Here is a 17,625-nt window from a genome sequence, read left to right on the forward strand (position 1 = left end):
CATGAATGATTTTAAAGATAAAGTTGTCTACCAAATTTACCCGAAATCCTTCATGGACTCGAACGGTGACGGCTTCGGCGATTTGAAGGGCGTCACCGCGAAACTGGACTACCTCGCCGACCTGGGCGTTGACTATCTCTGGCTGACGCCGTTCTTCCCCTCGCCCCAGCGCGACAACGGCTATGATGTGGCCGACTACCGTGCCGTTGACCCGCGCTACGGCACGATGGAGGATCTGGAGGAGCTTATCCGCGAGGCGGACAGGCGCGGCATCGGCCTGATGCTGGACATGGTGTTCAACCACACCTCCACCGAGCATGAGTGGTTCAAAAAAGCACTGGCGGGCGACAAAAAGTACCAGGACTATTACATCTTCAAGGACGGCACGCCCGACTGCTGCCCGACGAACTGGGTGTCGAAATTCGGCGGCCCTGCGTGGGAATATGTACCATGGCTCGGCAAGTGGTATCTGCACCTGTACGATGTGATGCAAGCCGACCTGAACTGGGAGAACCCCGCCGTGCGGGAGGAAATGGCCGACATCCTGCGATTCTGGAAGGCGAAAGGCATCAAGGGTTTCCGTTTCGACGTCATCAACGTCATTTCCAAGCCGGAGGTCTATGAGGACGATTTTGAGGGCGACGGCCGCCGCTTCTACACCGATGGCCGCAACGTCCACAAGTACCTGAAGGAGCTGGTCGCCGCGGGCGGCATCGATGGCATGATCACGGTGGGGGAGATGTCCTCCACCACGCTGGAAAACTGCATCGGCTACACCGCTGAGGGTAACCACGAGCTGACGATGTGCTTTAATTTCCACCACCTGAAGGTCGACTACAAGGACGGGCAAAAGTGGGAATTGAGGGAGCCTGATTACCTCGCCATGAAGAAACTGTTCCAGACATGGCAGGAGGGGATGCAGGCCCACGGCGGCTGGAATGCGCTGTTCTGGTGCAACCACGACCAGCCCCGTGCGGTCAGCCGCTTTGGCAGCGACACGACCTACTGGAAGGAAAGCGCCGAGATGCTGGCGGTGGCCATCCACTTTATGCGCGGCACACCGTACATTTATCAGGGTGAGGAGCTGGGCATGACGAACCCGCACTTCACGAAAATCGAGCAATACCGCGACGTCGAGAGCCTCAACTACTATAAGATTCTGCGCCAGCAGGACAAGTCCGAGGCCGAGACGCTGGACATTATCGCCCAGCGCAGCCGCGACGACAGCCGCACCCCGATGCAGTGGGACGCGAGCGAGAACGCCGGGTTTACCACCGGTACGCCGTGGATCGGCATTGCCGACAACTACAAGGCCATCAACGCCGCTGCCCAAATGGACGCCCCGGATTCCATCCGCAGCTTTTACAAAACGCTGGTGGCCCTGCGCAAGAAAATGCCGGTCATCAGTGCGGGAAAAATCGAGTTCTTGTACCCCGACAACGCGGATTTGTTGGCCTATCACCGGTACGACGGCGAGACGGAGCTGCTGGTTCTCTGCAACCTGCGGGAGCGGGAAATTGCCAAGCCCCTGCCCGTAGGCTGGACCGATGCCGAGAAACTGCTGGGTAACTACCCCGACACCGCCGACACGCTGCGCCCCTATGAGTGCGTAGTGCTGAAAAAGTGAAGGCTGCCGTATTATCTTTTCGCTATTGGGAGTTGACCGTATCCTTTGCGATAGTAACCTCATAGTGAGCAAGACAAAAGCACTTTCCCTTATTTGCAATGCAAATATAAGGGAAAGTGCTTTTTTGTAAGGGCAAAATTCCGCGTTTAAAGCTGTGCAAGACCTGCCGGGTGCCATTCGTCCCGGATGCCGATGTCGGCACAGACGATCTCACCGCAGAAGGGTGCGGAGCTTGGAGCTGTGTGCAGGGGCTTGCAGCTGTCCACAGGCGGTTTTGAAAGATAAATCTCCTTCATTTTCTGCTTAACGGCAGCAATAAAAAAGACCCCCGCAGCGTATGATTTGACGCCGCGGGGTTTCTCAATTGTTCGGTTTGTATTGCAGCACCTTCTGGGAGAACGTCCGATCGAAGAACTGGATGAAGGGCCCAAGGCAGAACGCACAGATCAAGGTGCCAAGGCCCACAAGGCCACCCAGCAGCCAGCACAGCAGGGCGCTGAGCGCATCGGTGAAGATGCGGCACCCGAAGTACGGGCAGGGTGTGTAGTCCCGCAGACCGAGGGAAAGGTAATCGTAGGGCGCGATGCCGAGGTCGGCGGTCTGGTAGAGCGAAGCGCCCAGCGCCGTGACCAGCACCGCCGCGATGACCCACGCCAACTGCACCGCCAGCGACGGCGCATCGCCGAAGTGGGCGTGAATGGGGTCATAGAACGCCGTGACGATGTACCCGATGCAGATGCCGTTGACGAAGGTGCCAAGGCCGATGTACTTGCGCCCGAACCAGAATTCCAGCAGGAAAAACAGGATGTTCGTGCACAGGTTCTGGGTGCCCAGCGAGATGCCGAGCAGCTCCGCCAGCCGCATGTTCAGGGCGCTGATGGAGTCGTTGCCGAGGTGGGACTGCTTGAAAAGCGCAATGCCAAGGGCGATGATGACGATGCCCGCCACCATGCCCACCACCCGCCGGGCAGTCGGTTTGCGCAATGCGGTGCCGTTCATAGGAGATTCTCCTTTAGCGTTTCTTTTCCCCTATTATACGCCTACTTTGGGCGGGAGACAAACTATTTATGGAAAGATACAACGATATACGGGGGATCCGCCTTACCCCTTTAATCTCACCTCAATCCGTTCTTTCTCCAGCCCCTCCCCGATCACGATGAGCACTTCCTGCCCCTTGGGGATAGCGTTTGCCGTCAGGCCGTCGGCGGTGGCGTTCAGCTCCACCCAGCCGTTCTCGTACTGTACGAAGCCTTTCGCCCGCAGCACATGGCCGCACGCGGGCTCGGTGAAGAGGGCCGGGATATTCTGTTCGAGCTGCTGGCACGAGAGGTCCAGCTCCAAAAAGTAGGCCGAACCAAAGGCCCTATGCGGTTGGCGTTACCCGCTTCTAATTATAGCAAAAGGAGGTTCTTTTTCTACCGTTTCAACGCTACGGCTCTATTCTTCCACAAGCATAGCTTGTGGTTTTCTATATGAAGAAAGTTGCTGGAGAAAAAAATTCTCCAGCAACTTTGTCTTTGATGAATAAAGGAAATTTTTTGTTTAACTATTCTCACTATTATTTGATTTAGTGATTTTTTTCTTCTTTGGAGAAACCAGTTTGTGACCGGAATAAATGGACATGCCCATACAAATCAATGAAGAATAGGCAAAGTATTTATGCGCAGTCATAGATTTTTTGATTCCAGAATAAATGCATCCCAACATACAGAAAAGTGCGCCTAAGGCCCAGTATTTATGTGATTTCATGATTTGATGCCTCCTTTGATTTAACTGATTCAATTATAACGTTTTTTTACGAAAATGCAAGCATTACCGGGAACGCTTTCATGTGGATGCTGTGACTGCCGCTACGGTCATGATCGGTGGGCATTACGAACAAGGCTCACATGTAGCATTCGACTCCGAATATCAGCCAGCACACATATGAGGACGGAAAATGTAGCAGCTTTTGAAAAAAATTGCTTTTTTCTGCTCAAAGTGCTACAATCGGAATATACCGAATACAAAGGGAAGAAAGCTCCCATGCCAAGACCGCCACGGTGCCGTCAAATTTGTGGCGTATCACAGGTCGATACATTCTGTCCCAACGGGTGCGAGAATACCGAGCCGATCCTGCTGACGCTGGACGAATACGAGGTCATTCGGCTGGTTGACTTGGAGCAGCAAACCCACGAGCAGTGTGCCGCGCAGATGGACATTTCACGCTCTACCGTGCAGGAGATTTACGAAGGCGCACGGCGCAAGATTGCAGCGTGTCTTGTCCACGGGAAACCGCTGCACATCACCGGGGGAAACTACCGCATTTGCGGAGGACAGGAGGCAGCTCACTGCGGCCGTTGCTGCCGGATGCAGAGAACCAACATGGAAAAATTAGGCAAAACTTGCAAAGGAGATTCCATTATGAAAATTGCAGTTACCTATGAAAACGGTCAAATCTTTCAGCATTTCGGTCACACCGAGCAGTTCAAGCTTTATGAAGCTGTGGACGGCAAAATCACTCATGCGAAAGTCGTTGACACCAACGGCAGCGGTCACGGCGCACTGGCAGGCTTCCTGATGCAGAACGGCGTGGACACTTTGATTTGCGGAGGCATCGGCGGCGGTGCGCAGGCAGCTCTGGCCGAAGCGGGCATCAAGCTCTACGGCGGTGTCAGCGGGGACGCTGATGCTGCGGTGAGCGCATTGCTCAACGGAAATCTGGGCTACGATCCCAATGTTCACTGTGACCACCATGATCATGAGCACGGCGAGGCTGGTCACTCCTGCGGTGACCACGGCTGCGGCAAGCATAGCTGCCATTGATATGGAACGCACACTGACACAACTTCCGTTCTGGTCATCCTTGACCGAACGCGAAATGGACACACTACGCCGCAGTGCCTTTGTCCGTCATTATAAAAAGGGTGCGTTCGTTCACAGCAGCGACAATGAATGTCTCGGAATGCTGTTTATTCTTTCCGGCGAGATTCGCACCTATCTTCTCTCTGATGAGGGGCGGGAGGTAACGCTGTTCCGCCTGTATCCGGGCGAACTATGTGTGCTTTCCGCCTCCTGCGTGATCAGTCAGATCACCTTTGATACGCAAATGACTGCCGGAATGGATACGGACGTTCTGGTTATCCCTGCAAATGTCATTGCTGCACTCAAGGAGAAAAATCTCCATGTCCGCTGTTTTCTCTATGAACTGGCAACGAAACGGTTTTCTGATGTGATGTGGGCGATGCAGCAGATCATGTTCAAGGGGCTGGATCAGCGGCTGGCAGAATTTCTCTTTGCCGAAGCGGAACGTACCGGCTCCGACACGATACGTATGACCCATGAGCAGATCGCCCAGCACATCAGCTCGGCACGGGAGGCAGTGGCACGGATGCTCAAAAGCTTCTCGGAGGACGGACTGGTGGAGCTGAAGCGTGGTGCAATCACGCTGCGGGATAAGAACAGACTAAATCGTCTAAAATAAAAAGGAATGTGACTTCGTCACGGAATAAAATCATAGATTTGCTACAATAAAAGCAGAAAAGCAGAAAAGCAGAAAAGCAGGAAGGAGTATCCACCATGAAAGAAACGAAATACGCAGGAACTCAAACCGAAAAAAACCTGATGGCTGCCTTTGCCGGTGAGTCCGAGGCACGCAACAAGTACACCTATTTTGCATCCAAGGCCAAGAAGGAAGGCTTTGAGCAGATCGCGGCACTGTTCCTCAAAACCGCTGATAATGAGAAGGAACACGCCAAGCTGTGGTTCAAAGAACTGAACGGCATTGGCGACACCGCAGAAAACCTTCTCTCCGCCGCTGAGGGTGAGAACTACGAGTGGACGGATATGTACGATGGCTTTGCCAAAACTGCCGATGAGGAAGGCTTTCATGAGCTGGCCCAGCGTTTCCGCCTGGTAGCCGCCATTGAAAAGCACCATGAGGAGCGCTACCGTGCCCTGTTGCACAATGTGGAGATGGCAGAGGTCTTTGCCAAGAGTGAGGTCAAGGTATGGGAGTGCCGCAACTGCGGTCACATTGTGATCGGTGAGAAAGCTCCGGAGGTTTGCCCCACCTGCAACCATCCCCAGAGCTATTTTGAAATTCACGCAGAAAACTATTAAAGAAAGAAAAGGAGAATTATCATGGAGCAGAAGTTTTACATTTGCAAGCATTGCGGTAACATCATTGCCAAAGTTAAGGACGTAGGCGTCCCTGTCGTCTGCTGCGGCGAGCCGATGAGCGAGATCGTTCCCGGCACCACCGACGCCGCCGTAGAGAAGCACGTTCCTGTCTGGACGGTGGAAAACGGCATCGTCCATGTCAAGGTCGGCTCCGTAGAGCACCCCATGCTGCCGGAGCACTACATCGAATGGGTATCTCTCCAGACCAAGCAGGGCAATCAGCGTAAGGAACTGCATCCCGGCGAAAAGCCGGAGGTCTGCTTCGCTCTCTGCGAGGGCGATGAGGTCGAGGCGGTCTACGCCTACTGCAACCTCCACAGTCTGTGGAAAGCGTAATTCACCTTCTTAAAATCCGGTGCTCAAAAAGCACCGGATTTTTTTATCAATGTAACCTCGTCACAGAAAAAGACTTTGTCCTGCGGTATGATAAAGCCACAATCAAGAAAGAGCTGGCGAACATGAAAATCAAGCTCAATCCCGATCAGGAGATTGTCAGCACCATCAGAAAAGGACTCAAGCGCACCGGCGGGTACTGCCCCTGCCGCAGGGAGCGCACAGAGGCAACCAAATGTATGTGCCAGGAGTTCAAGAATCCAATTGCAGATCCGGGCTTCGAGGGGTCTGCCACTGTATGCTCTATTACAAATCCTTGCAGGATTAAGGGAGGAAAGCTATGCTGTCAAAGAAACTGGCTGCCATAGATAAGACGCGGTGTGTCGCCTGCGGTGTGTGTGAAAATACCTGTCCACTGGGGGCCGTCAAGGTGCGCTGCGGCTGCTACGCCGCCGTGGAGGCGGAACGCTGCGTAGGCTGCGGCAAGTGCGCAAAGCTCTGTCCCGTCGGCTGCATTGAGGTGAAAGTGAGGGCTGACGCATGAAAGCAAAGCATTGGTACGATTACCTGTGGGTATATGCCATCATCTATTTTGCACTGGGCTTTTTCAATATCCTGTTCGCGTGGCTGGGTATGATCGATTTTTTTCTGCCGCTGCTTTTAGCCATCTTTGGCGGGAACAAATTCTTTTGCAACCACCTCTGCGGACGGGGTCAACTGTTCAGCAAGCTGGGGACAGATCTTAAATGCTCCCGCTGCAAGCCCACGCCCCGCTGGATGTCCTCCAAGTGGTTCCGTTATGGCTTTTTGCTCTTTTTCCTGACGATGTTCGGCAACATGGTGTTCCAGACCTATCTGGTCGCTGCGGGTGCTGCGTCCCTGCGGGAGGCCATTAAGCTGTTCTGGACATTCCGTGTGCCGTGGAGCTGGACTTATACAGCCGGTACGGTCACTGACTGGGTGGCGCAGTTCAGCTTTGGCTTTTATGGCCTCATGCTGACCTCTCTGCTGCTGGGTCTGATCGTTATGGTGCTCTACAAGCCCCGCACATGGTGTGCGTTTTGTCCGATGGGAACCATGACGCAGGGCATTTGCAAGCTGAAAAACAAAGAATAAACAAAGATAACAGAACGGAGCCTTTCTCATGGCTGAACTGAAAATTACTGCTGCGAATTTTGAAAATGAGGTACTGCATTCCGACAAGCCCGTCCTGCTGGATTTCTATGCGGACTGGTGCGGACCGTGCAAAATGCTCTATCCCGTACTGCATGAGCTTGCCGAAGAAAAAAGCGGTGCGCTCAAGGTGGGCAAGGTCAATGTGGACGAGCAGATGGAGCTGGCGATGCGTTTTCAGGTATCCAGCATCCCGATGCTGGTCGTATTCAAGGATGGAAAGGCCATTACCAAATCGGTCGGCTATCGGCCTAAGTCGGAGATTGCCGCAATGGTGGAGGGCGCAAGATGAAAGTTGTGATCGTAGGCGGTGTGGCGGGCGGTGCTTCTGCCGCTGCCCGCATCCGCCGTTTGGATGAACACGCCCAGATCATCATGATCGAGCGCAGCGGCTATGTGTCCTATGCCAACTGCGGTCTGCCGTATTATGTGGGCGGTGTGATCAAGGAGCAAGAAGAACTGACACTGCAAACTCCGGAGAGCTTCTGGGACCGCTTTCGCATTGATGTGCGGGTACGGCAGGAAGTAACTGCGATCGATCCCACAGAGAAAACCGTCACCGTTCACGCATTGGATAGTGGAAAGGTCTACACGGAAACCTATGACAAACTGCTCCTCGCACCCGGCGCAAAGCCGACGGTTCCTGCGCTTTCCGGCGTCAGCAGTGAGCGTGTTTTCACGCTGCGCACCGTGGAGGATACCCTCCGCATTAGGCACTTTGTAGAGGATCAGAAGCCGAAAACCGCTGTTTTGGCTGGCGGCGGCTTTATCGGTCTGGAAATGGCGGAAAACCTTACAGAAATGGGCGTTTCTGTCACCATCGTTCAGCGACCCAATCAGCTATTAGCACCACTGGATGCGGACATGGCGAGCTTTGTCCATGCGGAAATGCGCAGACACGGCGTGACTCTGCGGTTGGGTGAAACCGTCACCGGATTCCGGCAGGACGGAGATTCCGTGCTGACGCTGCTGGAGGGTAGTGAGCCGCTGCATTCGGATATGGTTTTGCTGGCCATCGGTGTTACCCCAGATACGCATTTAGCAAAAGATGTCGGTCTTGAGCTTGGTATTCGTGGCAGCATCGCTGTCAACGAACGGATGGAAACCTCCGTGCCGGACATCTATGCTGTGGGCGATGCCGTAGAGGTCGCCCATTTTGTAACCGGGCAGAAAGCGTTGATTTCGCTGGCGGGACCCGCCAACAAGCAGGGACGCATTGCCGCTGACAATATCTGTGGCGGCAATAGCCACTTTCACGGCTCTCAGGGCTCGTCTGTTCTGAAACTGTTTGGCTTGACAGCGGCCTCCACGGGTATCAATGAAAAGGCAGCGCAGGCAGCAGGAATCGCTTACGACAAAGTCGTACTTTTCCCGGCATCCCACGCTGCCTATTATCCCGGCGCACGGTCAATGGCAATGAAAGTACTGTATGAAAAAGAAAGCCTGCGGCTGCTCGGTGCGCAGATCGTTGGCGGCGAGGGCGTGGACAAGCGTATTGATGTACTGGCAACGGCCATTCGCGCAAAAATGAAAGCTTTGGAACTGACGGAACTTGACCTTTCCTATGCGCCGCCCTATTCCTCTGCCAAGGATCCGGTCAATATGGCCGGTTTTATGATCGAGGATTTGGAGAGCGGGAAAGTGCAGCAGTTCCATTGGAATGATGTTGAGGACTTGCCCTGCGATGGCAGTGCGACGCTGCTGGACGTCCGTACGGAAGGCGAATATCGGCGTGGGCACTTGAATGGATTCCGCAATATTCCACTGGACGATCTGCGGGAGCACTTGGACGAGTTAGAGCGGGACAAGCCTGTCTATGTGAATTGCCAGACTGGGCTTCGCAGTTATCTGACCTGTCGGCTTTTGACGCAGTATGGTTTCAGCTGTTCCCATCTCTCCGGCGGATACAGTTTTTATCAGGTCGTAACACAAGAGCAGCAGACAGCGCGGAGCGCCTATCCCTGCGGAATGGAGAAACTATGAGTGAAAATTTATTTGGCTTGACGGTTGCGGCAGATAAAGGCTTAGATGATCTGCAGTGCCAGCGCCTTTTAAGCGAAAATCGCAGGTATCAGGAAGTCATGCTGCAATACCGATGTGCGCTGAAAGCACTGGAAAGCAGGTTGGAAATTCTAAACGAAGAGTTTTCATTGCAGCATGATCGCAATCCGATAGAAAGTATGAAAAGTCGCTTGAAGTCGCCGTCCAGCATTATGAATAAGATGCAGAAGCGCGGACTTTCTCTGGATTTTCCGACCATGCAGGCAAATATCATGGATATTGCCGGTGTGCGGGTGATCTGCTCTTTCGAGGAGGATGTGTTCTTTTTGGCAAAGTGCTTAAAAGATCAGTCTGACATTGAAATCATCACGGAGAAAGATTATATTTCACACCCTAAGCCAAATGGCTATCGCAGTCTGCACCTGACGATCCGGCTGCCGGTATTCTTTGCGGAAAAAGAGATCCATGTGCCAGTGGAGATACAACTCCGTACAATCGCCATGGACTTCTGGGCAAGCCTTGAGCATACCATCCGCTATAAGAAAAATCTGCCGATAAATGCTGAAATCGAAACTGAACTGAAAGAGTGCGCCGATTCCAGCAGAGAGTGGGATGGTAAAATGGAACATCTACTGCACATCTTAACATAATGCGTCGGATATAAAATGAAAAGCACGCACTTTGGTGCTTGCCTTGGACTTGCCAGGGATCGCCTCATCCGCCTTGGATGGGCGACCCCTGCGAGCCCCAACCAATTTCTCCGCTTTCTGGTTTTCAGGCATAGTCTTTTCTGCTTTCGGCGGACTGCCACGGCACAGCTTTTTCGGCTTCTATAATTGTAAGGAACATGGCTTTTCGCTGAATGGAAAGCGAAGCTGACCCGGGCTGGGGCGGTCTGTATGAAAGCGATATTTTTTTTGAAATAATCTTGACAAAATTTATCAAGATTGATATGATGGTATTAACAAGCAAGCGAAAAGAGGATGTGGAGCATGATCATCACCAAAGAGACGGACTACGCGCTGCGCATTTTGCGGGTGCTGCTGGACGGGGAGAAGCATTCGGTGGCCGAGATGTCGGAAACGGAATTGATCCCCAATCAGTTTGCCTACCAGATTCTGCGCAAGCTCTCCGCCGGCAATTTGGTGCGGGTGAGCCGCGGCGCTCTCGGCGGCTGCGAGCTGTCCTGCGATCTGGACGCGACCTCCCTCTACGATCTCATGGGGGTCGTGGGGGAGCGGGGCATCCTGTGCGCCTGCATGGAGCCGGGATATGAATGCCGCTGGCAGGACAAGCATGGGCGGTGCGCCATCCACTGTCAGCTGGCGGCCTTGCAGCAAAAGCAGGACGAGGCGTTCCGTGCCGTGAGCCTGCGCAGGCTGCTGACCGGCGGATCCGATCCCCAAGATACAAGCAAGCTGTAAAATTTTAAAAGGAGGTACCCGTATGCTGTTTCAAACCACGGCGGCGCACGAAGAGCTGCGCGCGAAGATCCGGAGTTTTGCGGAGGAGGAGATCAAGCCCCTCGCATTTTTAATGGATCAGAACAACGAGTTTCCCGAGGAGGCTGTCAAGAAGCTGGGTAAGCTGGGCTGGATGGGCATTCCCTACCCCAAGGAGTACGGCGGTGCCGGTCTTGATGCCCTGAGCTACGCCATCGCGGTGGAGGAGCTGGCCCGTGTGGACGGCGGCACGGGCGTAATCCTCTCCGCCCACGTCTCCCTCGGCTCATGGCCCATTTTCGCCTATGGCACCGAGGAGCAGAAGAAGAAATATCTGGTTCCGCTGGCTAAGGGCGAGAAAATCGGCGCCTTCGGCCTTACGGAGACCAACGCCGGATCCGACGCCGGCGGCACGGAGACCACGGCGCTGGATAAGGGGGACTACTACCTCCTCAACGGCGGCAAGATCTTCATTACCAACGCCCCTAAGGCGGACACCTATGTGGTTTTCGCCGTCACCACGCCGGACATCGGCACCCGGGGCATCTCCGCTTTCATCGTGGAGAAGGGCTGGAAGGGCTTTGAGTTCGGCGACCACTATGACAAGATGGGTATTCGCTCCTCCTCCACGGCGGAGCTGATCTTCAACGACGTGAAGGTTCCCAAGGAAAACCTATTGGGCAAGGAGGGCGAGGGCTTCAAGATTGCCATGTCCACGCTGGACGGCGGACGCATCGGCATCGCCGCGCAGGCGCTGGGCATCGCCCAGGGCGCGTTTGAGCACGCGTTGAGCTATTCCAAGGAGCGCGTCCAGTTCGGCAAGCCCATCGCGGCCCAGCAGAGCATCGCCTTCAAGCTGGCGGATATGGCAACCAAGCTGCGCTGCGCCCGGTTCCTCATCTACTCCGCGGCGGAGCTGAAGGAGCAGCACGCGCCTTACGGCATGGAGTCCGCCATGGCGAAGATGTATGCCTCGGACATCGCGCTGGAGGTCACCAACGATGCCTTGCAGATCCACGGCGGCAGCGGCTACCTCAAGGGCATGGAGGTGGAACGGGCCTACCGCGACGCCAAGATCACCACCCTCTACGAGGGCACTAACGAGATCCAGCGGGTGGTCATCGCCTCTCATCTGTTGGGCAGGCTGGGCAAGAGCTCCGGCGGCGAGAGCCGTTCGGCGGCCAAGAAACCCGCGCCCATCACCGGCATTCGCAAAAAGACCATCTTCCGGGAGGGGGACGCTGCCCAGCAGGTGGCCGACCTTGTGGCAGCGCTGAAGAAGGATGGTCACGACTTCTCCGTGGGCATCCCTATGGATACGCCCATCCCGCAGGCGGAGCGGGTGGTCTCCGCGGGCAAGGGCATCGGGGAGAAAAAGAACATGAAACTGGTAGAGTCGCTGGCCAAGGCCGCCGGCGCGGCCATCGGTTCTTCCCGCCCTGTGGCGGAGACTCTCAAATATCTGCCGCTGAACCGCTATGTGGGTATGTCCGGTCAGAAGTTCACCGGCAATCTGTACATCGCCTGCGGCATCTCCGGCGCATCCCAGCACCTTAAGGGCATCAAGGACGCCTCCACCATCGTGGCCATCAATAAGAACGGTAACGCGCCTATCTTCAAGAACTGCGACTACGGCATCGTGGGCGATGTGGAGGAGATCCTGCCCCTGCTCACTGCCGCGCTGGATAGCGGCGAAAAGCTGCCCGCGCCGCCCATGGTAAAGATGAAGCGGCCCACGCCGCCGAAGCCCGCCCCCATCGGCGACCGCTACGTCTGCAGCGGCTGCGGCTACGAGTATGTGCCGGAGTTGGGCGACGAGGACGGCGAGATCGCGCCCGGTACGCTCTTTGAGCAGCTTCCCGCCGAGTGGGTGTGTCCCGAGTGCGCGGAGACGAAGGATCAATTTGTAAAGGCTTGAGGCCGTGAAGGAGGCAAGATAAGATGTATTGCGTGCGTAAAGTAACGAACGACCTCTACTGGGTGGGCGCCAACGACCATCGCCTGGCCCTGTTTGAAAACTGCTTTCCCATTCCCCGGGGCGTAAGCTACAACGCCTACTGCCTGCTGGATGAAAAGACGGTGCTCTTTGACACGGTGGACTGGTCTGCCTGCCGCCAGCTTTTGGAAAATCTGGCGTATGTGCTGGATGGCCGCGAGCTGGACTACCTGCTGGTCAACCATCTGGAGCCGGATCACGCCGCCTGCATCGAGGAGATCCTGCTGCGCCATCCCAAGGTGAAACTGATCTCCAACGAGAAGGCATTCATGCTCATGCGGCAGTTCGGCTTCCATGTGGACGGACATGAGTGCATCGAGGTGAAGGAGGGCGACACCTTCTCCTTCGGCAAGCACACCGTCACCTTTGTGGGCGCGCCTATGGTTCACTGGCCGGAGGCCATGGTGACCCTCGACGTCACCGACGGCGTCCTCTTTTCCGCCGACGCCTTCGGCACCTTCGGCGCGCTGGACGGCAAGCTGTTCGCCGACGAGGTGGACTTCGAGCGGGACTGGCTGGACGACGCCCGTCGCTACCTTACCAACATCGTGGGCAAGTACGGCCCCCACATCCAGCTCCTGCTGAAAAAGGCCGGCGGCGTTTTGGATCAGATCAAGTACATCTGCCCGCTCCACGGCCCCGTGTGGCGCAAGGATCTGGGCTGGTTCATTGAAAAGTACGACACATGGAGCCGCTATGCCCCTGAGACCCAGGGCGTGCTCATCGTCTACGCCTCTATGTACGGCAACACGGAGAACGCGGCGCAGGCGCTGGCGACGTCGCTCTGCGATAAGGGCATGAGCAAGGTGGCGATGTACGATGTGTCCTCCACTCATGTCTCCCAGCTGATCTCCGAGGCGTTTAAGTACAGTCACATTGTCCTGGCCTCTGTGACCTACAACCTCGGCATCTACCCCGCCATGCATGACTTCCTCATGGATATGAAGGCACTGAATCTGCAAAACCGCACCTTTGCCATCATTGAAAACGGCTCATGGGCGGTGAAGTCCGGTGACCTCATGCAGAAATTCGTCAACGATGAGCTTAAGAACATGACGGTGCTCAACGAGCGGCTCAGCCTCGCCTCGTCCATGGGCACGGACAAGCGCACTGAGCTGGAAGCACTGGCGGACGCTATTCTGGAATCTATGAAGTGACTGGCAGAGAAGCCAAAGCCAAGACAACAAACAGCCCTGCCGCGTCGGCTGCAGAAAAACCGGCTTTCAAAAACAGAGCGGGCAAGCGTGATACTGCGCTTGCCCGCTCTTTGCCCAAAAGGACATGAGAAGTGACCGGAGAAGATGAGAGGATCGAAATGGAGATCAGAAAACGAAACGGGGAGTCTGTTCCCTTTCAACAGGAGAAAATTTTCAACGCCATGAAAAAGGCGTTTGACGGACAGGGCAAGGAGATCGGGAGCAGAGAGATGGATGAGATCCTCGCCACCGTTCTCAACAATCTCTCCGTCACAGTGCCGCTCACCGTAGAACGTGTGCAGGACGAGGTGGAGCGAGCGCTCATGGAGCGCGGACACTATGAGGTGGCCAAGGCGTACATCCTCTACCGCGAAAAGCGGTCTGCGCTGCGCCGTGTCCGGCATACCATCGCGCGGACGGTGGGGGATGACTCGCTTGACGAGGTGCTGCGCCGCATCCAGATGGATTTTACCGAGGAAGTCTACTCCCTCGCGGCGCTTCAAATGAAGTTTGAGAGTTTCTGTCGCCTGGGCATGACTGAGGATGAGCGGGCTGAGGCACTGACCAAGGCGGCGGTAGAGCTGACTACGGCAGAGGCACCCAAGTGGGAGTTCATCGCGGCGCGGCTTCTGAACCACTCCTTTCGCTGTCGCAACGCACAGGAATGGGAGGGGCGCGGCGTCGGCGACCTCTATAGCAGGCTTCGCTATCTGACGGATAAGGGACTCTACGGTGACTATATCCTTGCCCACTATACCCACGAGGAGATTGCCATGGCGGAGGACTTTCTCTGCCCGGAACGGGACGAGCTGTTCACCTACTCCGGCCTTGACCTGCTGCTCAAACGCTATGTGATCCAGTCACGCAGCCGCGTGCCGCTGGAAACACCGCAGGAGATGTTTTTGGGTATCGCGCTGCATCTTGCTATGAACGAAGGCTCTGACCGCATGGGGTGGGTAAAACGCTTTTACGATATGCTCAGCCGTATGGAGGTCACGATGGCGACACCTACCATGTCCAACGCACGAAAGCCCTACCATCAGCTTTCAAGCTGCTTTGTGGACACTGTGCCGGACAGTCTGGACGGCATCTACCGCTCGCTGGACAACTTCGCAAAGGTCTCTAAATTCGGCGGTGGAATGGGGATGTACTTCGGTAAGGTGCGCGCTGCAGGCAGCACCATCCGCGGCTTTCAAGGGGCGGCGGGCGGTGTTATCCGCTGGATCCGGCTGGTCAACGACACCGCCGTGGCGGTGGATCAGTTGGGGATGCGGCAGGGCGCTGTGGCGGTTTACTTAGACGCATGGCACCGGGATCTGCCGGAATTCCTTCAACTGCGCACCAACAACGGCGACGACCGCATGAAGGCACATGATGTGTTTCCCGCCGTGTGCTATCCGGATCTCTTCTGGCGACTGGCGGAGGAGAACATAGACGCGCCGTGGCATCTCATGTGTCCGCATGAGATCCTCACGGTCAAGGGCTACGCACTGGAGGATTACTGGGGTACAGAATGGGAGAAGCGGTATCTGGACTGCGTCAATGACCCGCGCATCGAAAAGCGCAGCGTCACCGTCAAGGACATCGTGCGGCTGGTGCTTCGCTCGGCAGTGGAGACCGGCACACCCTTCGCTTTCAATCGCGACAGTGTAAATCATATGAACCCAAACGGCCACACGGGAATGATCTATTGCTCCAATCTCTGTACGGAGATCGCGCAGAACATGGCACCCATCGAGCACATCAGCACTGAGGTGCACACGGAGAACGGCGACACAATTGTGGTGACGGCCACACGTCCAGGTGAGTTTGTGGTCTGCAACCTGGCGAGTCTGTCTCTCGGTAATCTGCCGGTGGAGGACGAGGCCTATATGGAACGCACGGTGGAAACGGCCATCCGCGCACTGGATAATGTGATCGATCTCAACTTCTACCCGTTGGAATACGCGCGGCTTACCAATCAGAAGTACCGCAGCATCGGCCTGGGCGTCAGCGGCTACCACCACATGCTGGCAAAGCGCGGCATCCACTGGGAGAGCGATGAGCACCTTGCCTTCACCGACGCAGTGTTCGAGCTCATCAACTACGCCGCTGTCAAGGCGGACACAGCTCTGGCACGGGAAAAGGGTCGTTACGCGCTCTTTGAGGGCAGCGACTGGCAGACGGGCGCGTATTTTGAAAAGCGGGGTTATACCTCCGAAAAGTGGCGGGCGCTTGCGAAAACGGTGGCGGTGCAGGGAATGCGCAACGCCTATCTGCTGGCGGTCGCACCGACCTCCAGCACATCTATCCTCTCCGGCACGTCGGCGGGCATAGATCCAATTATGAAGAAATTCTTTTTAGAGGAAAAAAAGGGCAGCATGCTGCCCCGCGTTGCTCCGGAGCTTTCTATGGACACATGGTGGTACTATAAGGCAGCGCATCTGATCGACCAAAGCTGGTCGGTACGCGCTGCGGGCCTTCGCCAGAGACATATTGACCAGGCGCAGAGCATGAATCTCTATATCACCAACGACTATTCCATGCGTCAGGTGCTCAGACTGTATTTGGAGGCGTGGAGGGCCGGCGTCAAGACCATTTACTATGTCCGCAGCAAGGCCCTTGAGGTCGAGACCTGCGAAAGCTGCTCGTCATAAGGAGGATAGCATGACGGAACTGAAGAAAAAGCCCCTCTTTAACCCGGAGGGCGACCCTGATGTGCGCCTGCGGCGCATGATCGGCGGCAATACCACCAACCTCAACGACTTCAACAATATGAAGTACGCTTGGGTCAGCGACTGGTACCGGCAGGCCATGAACAACTTTTGGATCCCTGAGGAGATCAATCTCTCGCAGGATGTGAAGGACTATCCCCGCCTGCTGTCAGCCGAGCGCAGCGCCTACGATAAAATTCTGAGTTTTCTTGTCTTTTTGGATTCCATTCAGACAGCGAACCTGCCTAATATCGGCGCCTACATTACCGCCAACGAGGTCAATCTCTGCCTGTCCATTCAGGCGTTTCAGGAGTGTGTCCACTCACAGAGCTACAGCTATATGCTCGACACCATCTGTTCCCCCGTGGAGCGCAATGACATCCTCTACCAATGGAAATCGGACGAGCATCTGCTGCGCCGCAACACCTTCATTGGGGACTGCTACAACGAGTTTCAGGAGCGGAAGGACGCTCCCACGCTGCTGCGCGTGATGATGGCAAACTATATTTTGGAGGGCATCTATTTTTACAGCGGCTTTATGTTCTTCTACAATCTCTCCCGAAACGGGAAGATGCCCGGCTCGGCGCAGGAGATTCGCTACATAAACCGCGATGAGAACACGCACTTGTGGCTGTTCCGCAATATCATCACGGAGCTGCAAAAGGAGCAGCCGGAGTTGTTCACCGCCGAGAGCGTACAAGCGCTGCGCGAGATGATGCGTGAGGGCGTGGAGCAGGAAATCGCATGGGGGCATTATGTAATCGGCGACGACATCCCGGGGCTGAACCGGCAGATGATCAGCGATTACATCCGCTATCTCGGCAACCTCCGCTGGACGAGCCTTGGCTATCCCGCATTGTATCCAGGCTTTGAGAGCGAACCGGAGAGCATGGAATGGGTCAGCCAGTACGCCGACGCCAACATGGTCAAGACCGATTTCTTTGAGGCACGCAGTACCGCCTACGCCAAGAGCACCGCACTGATAGACGATTTATAAGAAAAC

General features: G+C 55.5%; 19 protein-coding genes. 15 read left to right on the forward strand and 4 right to left on the reverse strand.

Annotation, left to right across the window (positions count from 1 at the left end):
• The first annotated feature begins 1 nt into the window (after window position 1).
• Window positions 2-1,627, forward strand: a complete 1,626-nt coding sequence (treC, locus tag MTP40_RS03935) for an alpha,alpha-phosphotrehalase (RefSeq protein ID WP_249259871.1) — start codon at window positions 2-4, stop codon at window positions 1,625-1,627.
• 146 nt (window positions 1,628-1,773) lie between these two features.
• On the opposite strand, the gene MTP40_RS03940 is transcribed toward treC, so the two are convergent.
• The 4 genes from MTP40_RS03940 to MTP40_RS03955 form a co-directional block, all read right to left on the reverse strand.
• A complete protein-coding gene (locus tag MTP40_RS03940) occupies window positions 1,774-1,923 on the reverse strand; it encodes a hypothetical protein (RefSeq protein ID WP_156073391.1) in 150 nt (49 codons plus the stop codon).
• A gap of 64 nt (window positions 1,924-1,987) precedes the next feature.
• Complete coding sequence (locus MTP40_RS03945; RefSeq protein ID WP_097771470.1) at window positions 1,988-2,626, reverse strand: YczE/YyaS/YitT family protein; 639 nt, start codon at window positions 2,624-2,626, stop codon at window positions 1,988-1,990.
• A 102-nt stretch (window positions 2,627-2,728) separates the two neighbouring features.
• Window positions 2,729-2,968 (reverse strand): GTP-binding protein, encoded by a 240-nt coding sequence (locus tag MTP40_RS03950; protein WP_207684880.1) that lies wholly within the window; start codon window positions 2,966-2,968, stop codon window positions 2,729-2,731.
• A 201-nt stretch (window positions 2,969-3,169) separates the two neighbouring features.
• Window positions 3,170-3,376, reverse strand: a complete 207-nt coding sequence (locus MTP40_RS03955) for a DUF6219 family protein (RefSeq protein ID WP_097839462.1) — start codon at window positions 3,374-3,376, stop codon at window positions 3,170-3,172.
• 276 nt (window positions 3,377-3,652) lie between these two features.
• Between MTP40_RS03955 and MTP40_RS03960 the strand changes: the two genes are divergently transcribed.
• The 14 genes from MTP40_RS03960 (at window position 3,653) to MTP40_RS04025 (ending at window position 17,619) form a co-directional block, all read left to right on the forward strand.
• Window positions 3,653-4,432 (forward strand): DUF134 domain-containing protein, encoded by a 780-nt coding sequence (locus MTP40_RS03960; RefSeq protein ID WP_117949759.1) that lies wholly within the window; start codon window positions 3,653-3,655, stop codon window positions 4,430-4,432.
• Complete coding sequence (locus MTP40_RS03965; protein WP_227613631.1) at window positions 4,362-5,090, forward strand: Crp/Fnr family transcriptional regulator; 729 nt, start codon at window positions 4,362-4,364, stop codon at window positions 5,088-5,090. Before MTP40_RS03960 ends, MTP40_RS03965 begins: the two co-directional genes overlap by 71 nt.
• 95 nt (window positions 5,091-5,185) lie before the next feature.
• Entirely contained in the window at window positions 5,186-5,728 is a 543-nt protein-coding gene (gene rbr, locus MTP40_RS03970) for a rubrerythrin (RefSeq protein WP_117506262.1), read from the forward strand.
• A 21-nt stretch (window positions 5,729-5,749) separates the two neighbouring features.
• Complete coding sequence (locus tag MTP40_RS03975) at window positions 5,750-6,124, forward strand: desulfoferrodoxin family protein (protein WP_005921786.1); 375 nt, start codon at window positions 5,750-5,752, stop codon at window positions 6,122-6,124.
• Between the two features lie 337 nt (window positions 6,125-6,461).
• Window positions 6,462-6,665: a 4Fe-4S binding protein gene (locus MTP40_RS03980; protein ID WP_156066583.1), complete on the forward strand. Its 204-nt coding sequence runs from the start codon at window positions 6,462-6,464 to the stop codon at window positions 6,663-6,665.
• The gene (locus MTP40_RS03985) at window positions 6,662-7,237 is read left to right on the forward strand and encodes a 4Fe-4S binding protein (RefSeq protein ID WP_156066585.1); all 576 of its coding nucleotides are present in this window, start codon (window positions 6,662-6,664) and stop codon (window positions 7,235-7,237) included. The genes MTP40_RS03980 and MTP40_RS03985 overlap by 4 nt, the downstream gene beginning before the upstream one ends.
• A gap of 28 nt (window positions 7,238-7,265) precedes the next feature.
• Entirely contained in the window at window positions 7,266-7,586 is a 321-nt protein-coding gene (gene trxA / locus MTP40_RS03990; RefSeq protein WP_156066587.1) for a thioredoxin, read from the forward strand.
• Complete coding sequence (locus MTP40_RS03995) at window positions 7,583-9,277, forward strand: FAD-dependent oxidoreductase (RefSeq protein ID WP_249259872.1); 1,695 nt, start codon at window positions 7,583-7,585, stop codon at window positions 9,275-9,277. The genes trxA and MTP40_RS03995 overlap by 4 nt, the downstream gene beginning before the upstream one ends.
• A complete protein-coding gene (locus MTP40_RS04000; RefSeq protein WP_156066591.1) occupies window positions 9,274-9,945 on the forward strand; it encodes a GTP pyrophosphokinase in 672 nt (223 codons plus the stop codon). The genes MTP40_RS03995 and MTP40_RS04000 overlap by 4 nt, the downstream gene beginning before the upstream one ends.
• 342 nt (window positions 9,946-10,287) lie before the next feature.
• Entirely contained in the window at window positions 10,288-10,719 is a 432-nt protein-coding gene (locus tag MTP40_RS04005; RefSeq protein ID WP_120021075.1) for an RrF2 family transcriptional regulator, read from the forward strand.
• Between the two features lie 22 nt (window positions 10,720-10,741).
• Window positions 10,742-12,655 (forward strand): acyl-CoA dehydrogenase family protein, encoded by a 1,914-nt coding sequence (locus MTP40_RS04010; RefSeq protein WP_097777351.1) that lies wholly within the window; start codon window positions 10,742-10,744, stop codon window positions 12,653-12,655.
• A 23-nt stretch (window positions 12,656-12,678) separates the two neighbouring features.
• Window positions 12,679-13,890 (forward strand): FprA family A-type flavoprotein, encoded by a 1,212-nt coding sequence (locus MTP40_RS04015; protein ID WP_117506266.1) that lies wholly within the window; start codon window positions 12,679-12,681, stop codon window positions 13,888-13,890.
• Between the two features lie 158 nt (window positions 13,891-14,048).
• Entirely contained in the window at window positions 14,049-16,565 is a 2,517-nt protein-coding gene (locus MTP40_RS04020; protein ID WP_207685096.1) for a ribonucleoside-diphosphate reductase subunit alpha, read from the forward strand.
• 10 nt (window positions 16,566-16,575) lie between these two features.
• A complete protein-coding gene (locus MTP40_RS04025; protein ID WP_117506268.1) occupies window positions 16,576-17,619 on the forward strand; it encodes a ribonucleotide-diphosphate reductase subunit beta in 1,044 nt (347 codons plus the stop codon).
• Window positions 17,620-17,625: the final 6 nt, after the last annotated feature.

Origin of the sequence: Faecalibacterium sp. IP-3-29 (genome assembly GCF_023347335.1) — a bacterium.
In the GTDB taxonomy this organism is placed as follows: domain Bacteria; phylum Bacillota; class Clostridia; order Oscillospirales; family Ruminococcaceae; genus Faecalibacterium; species Faecalibacterium duncaniae.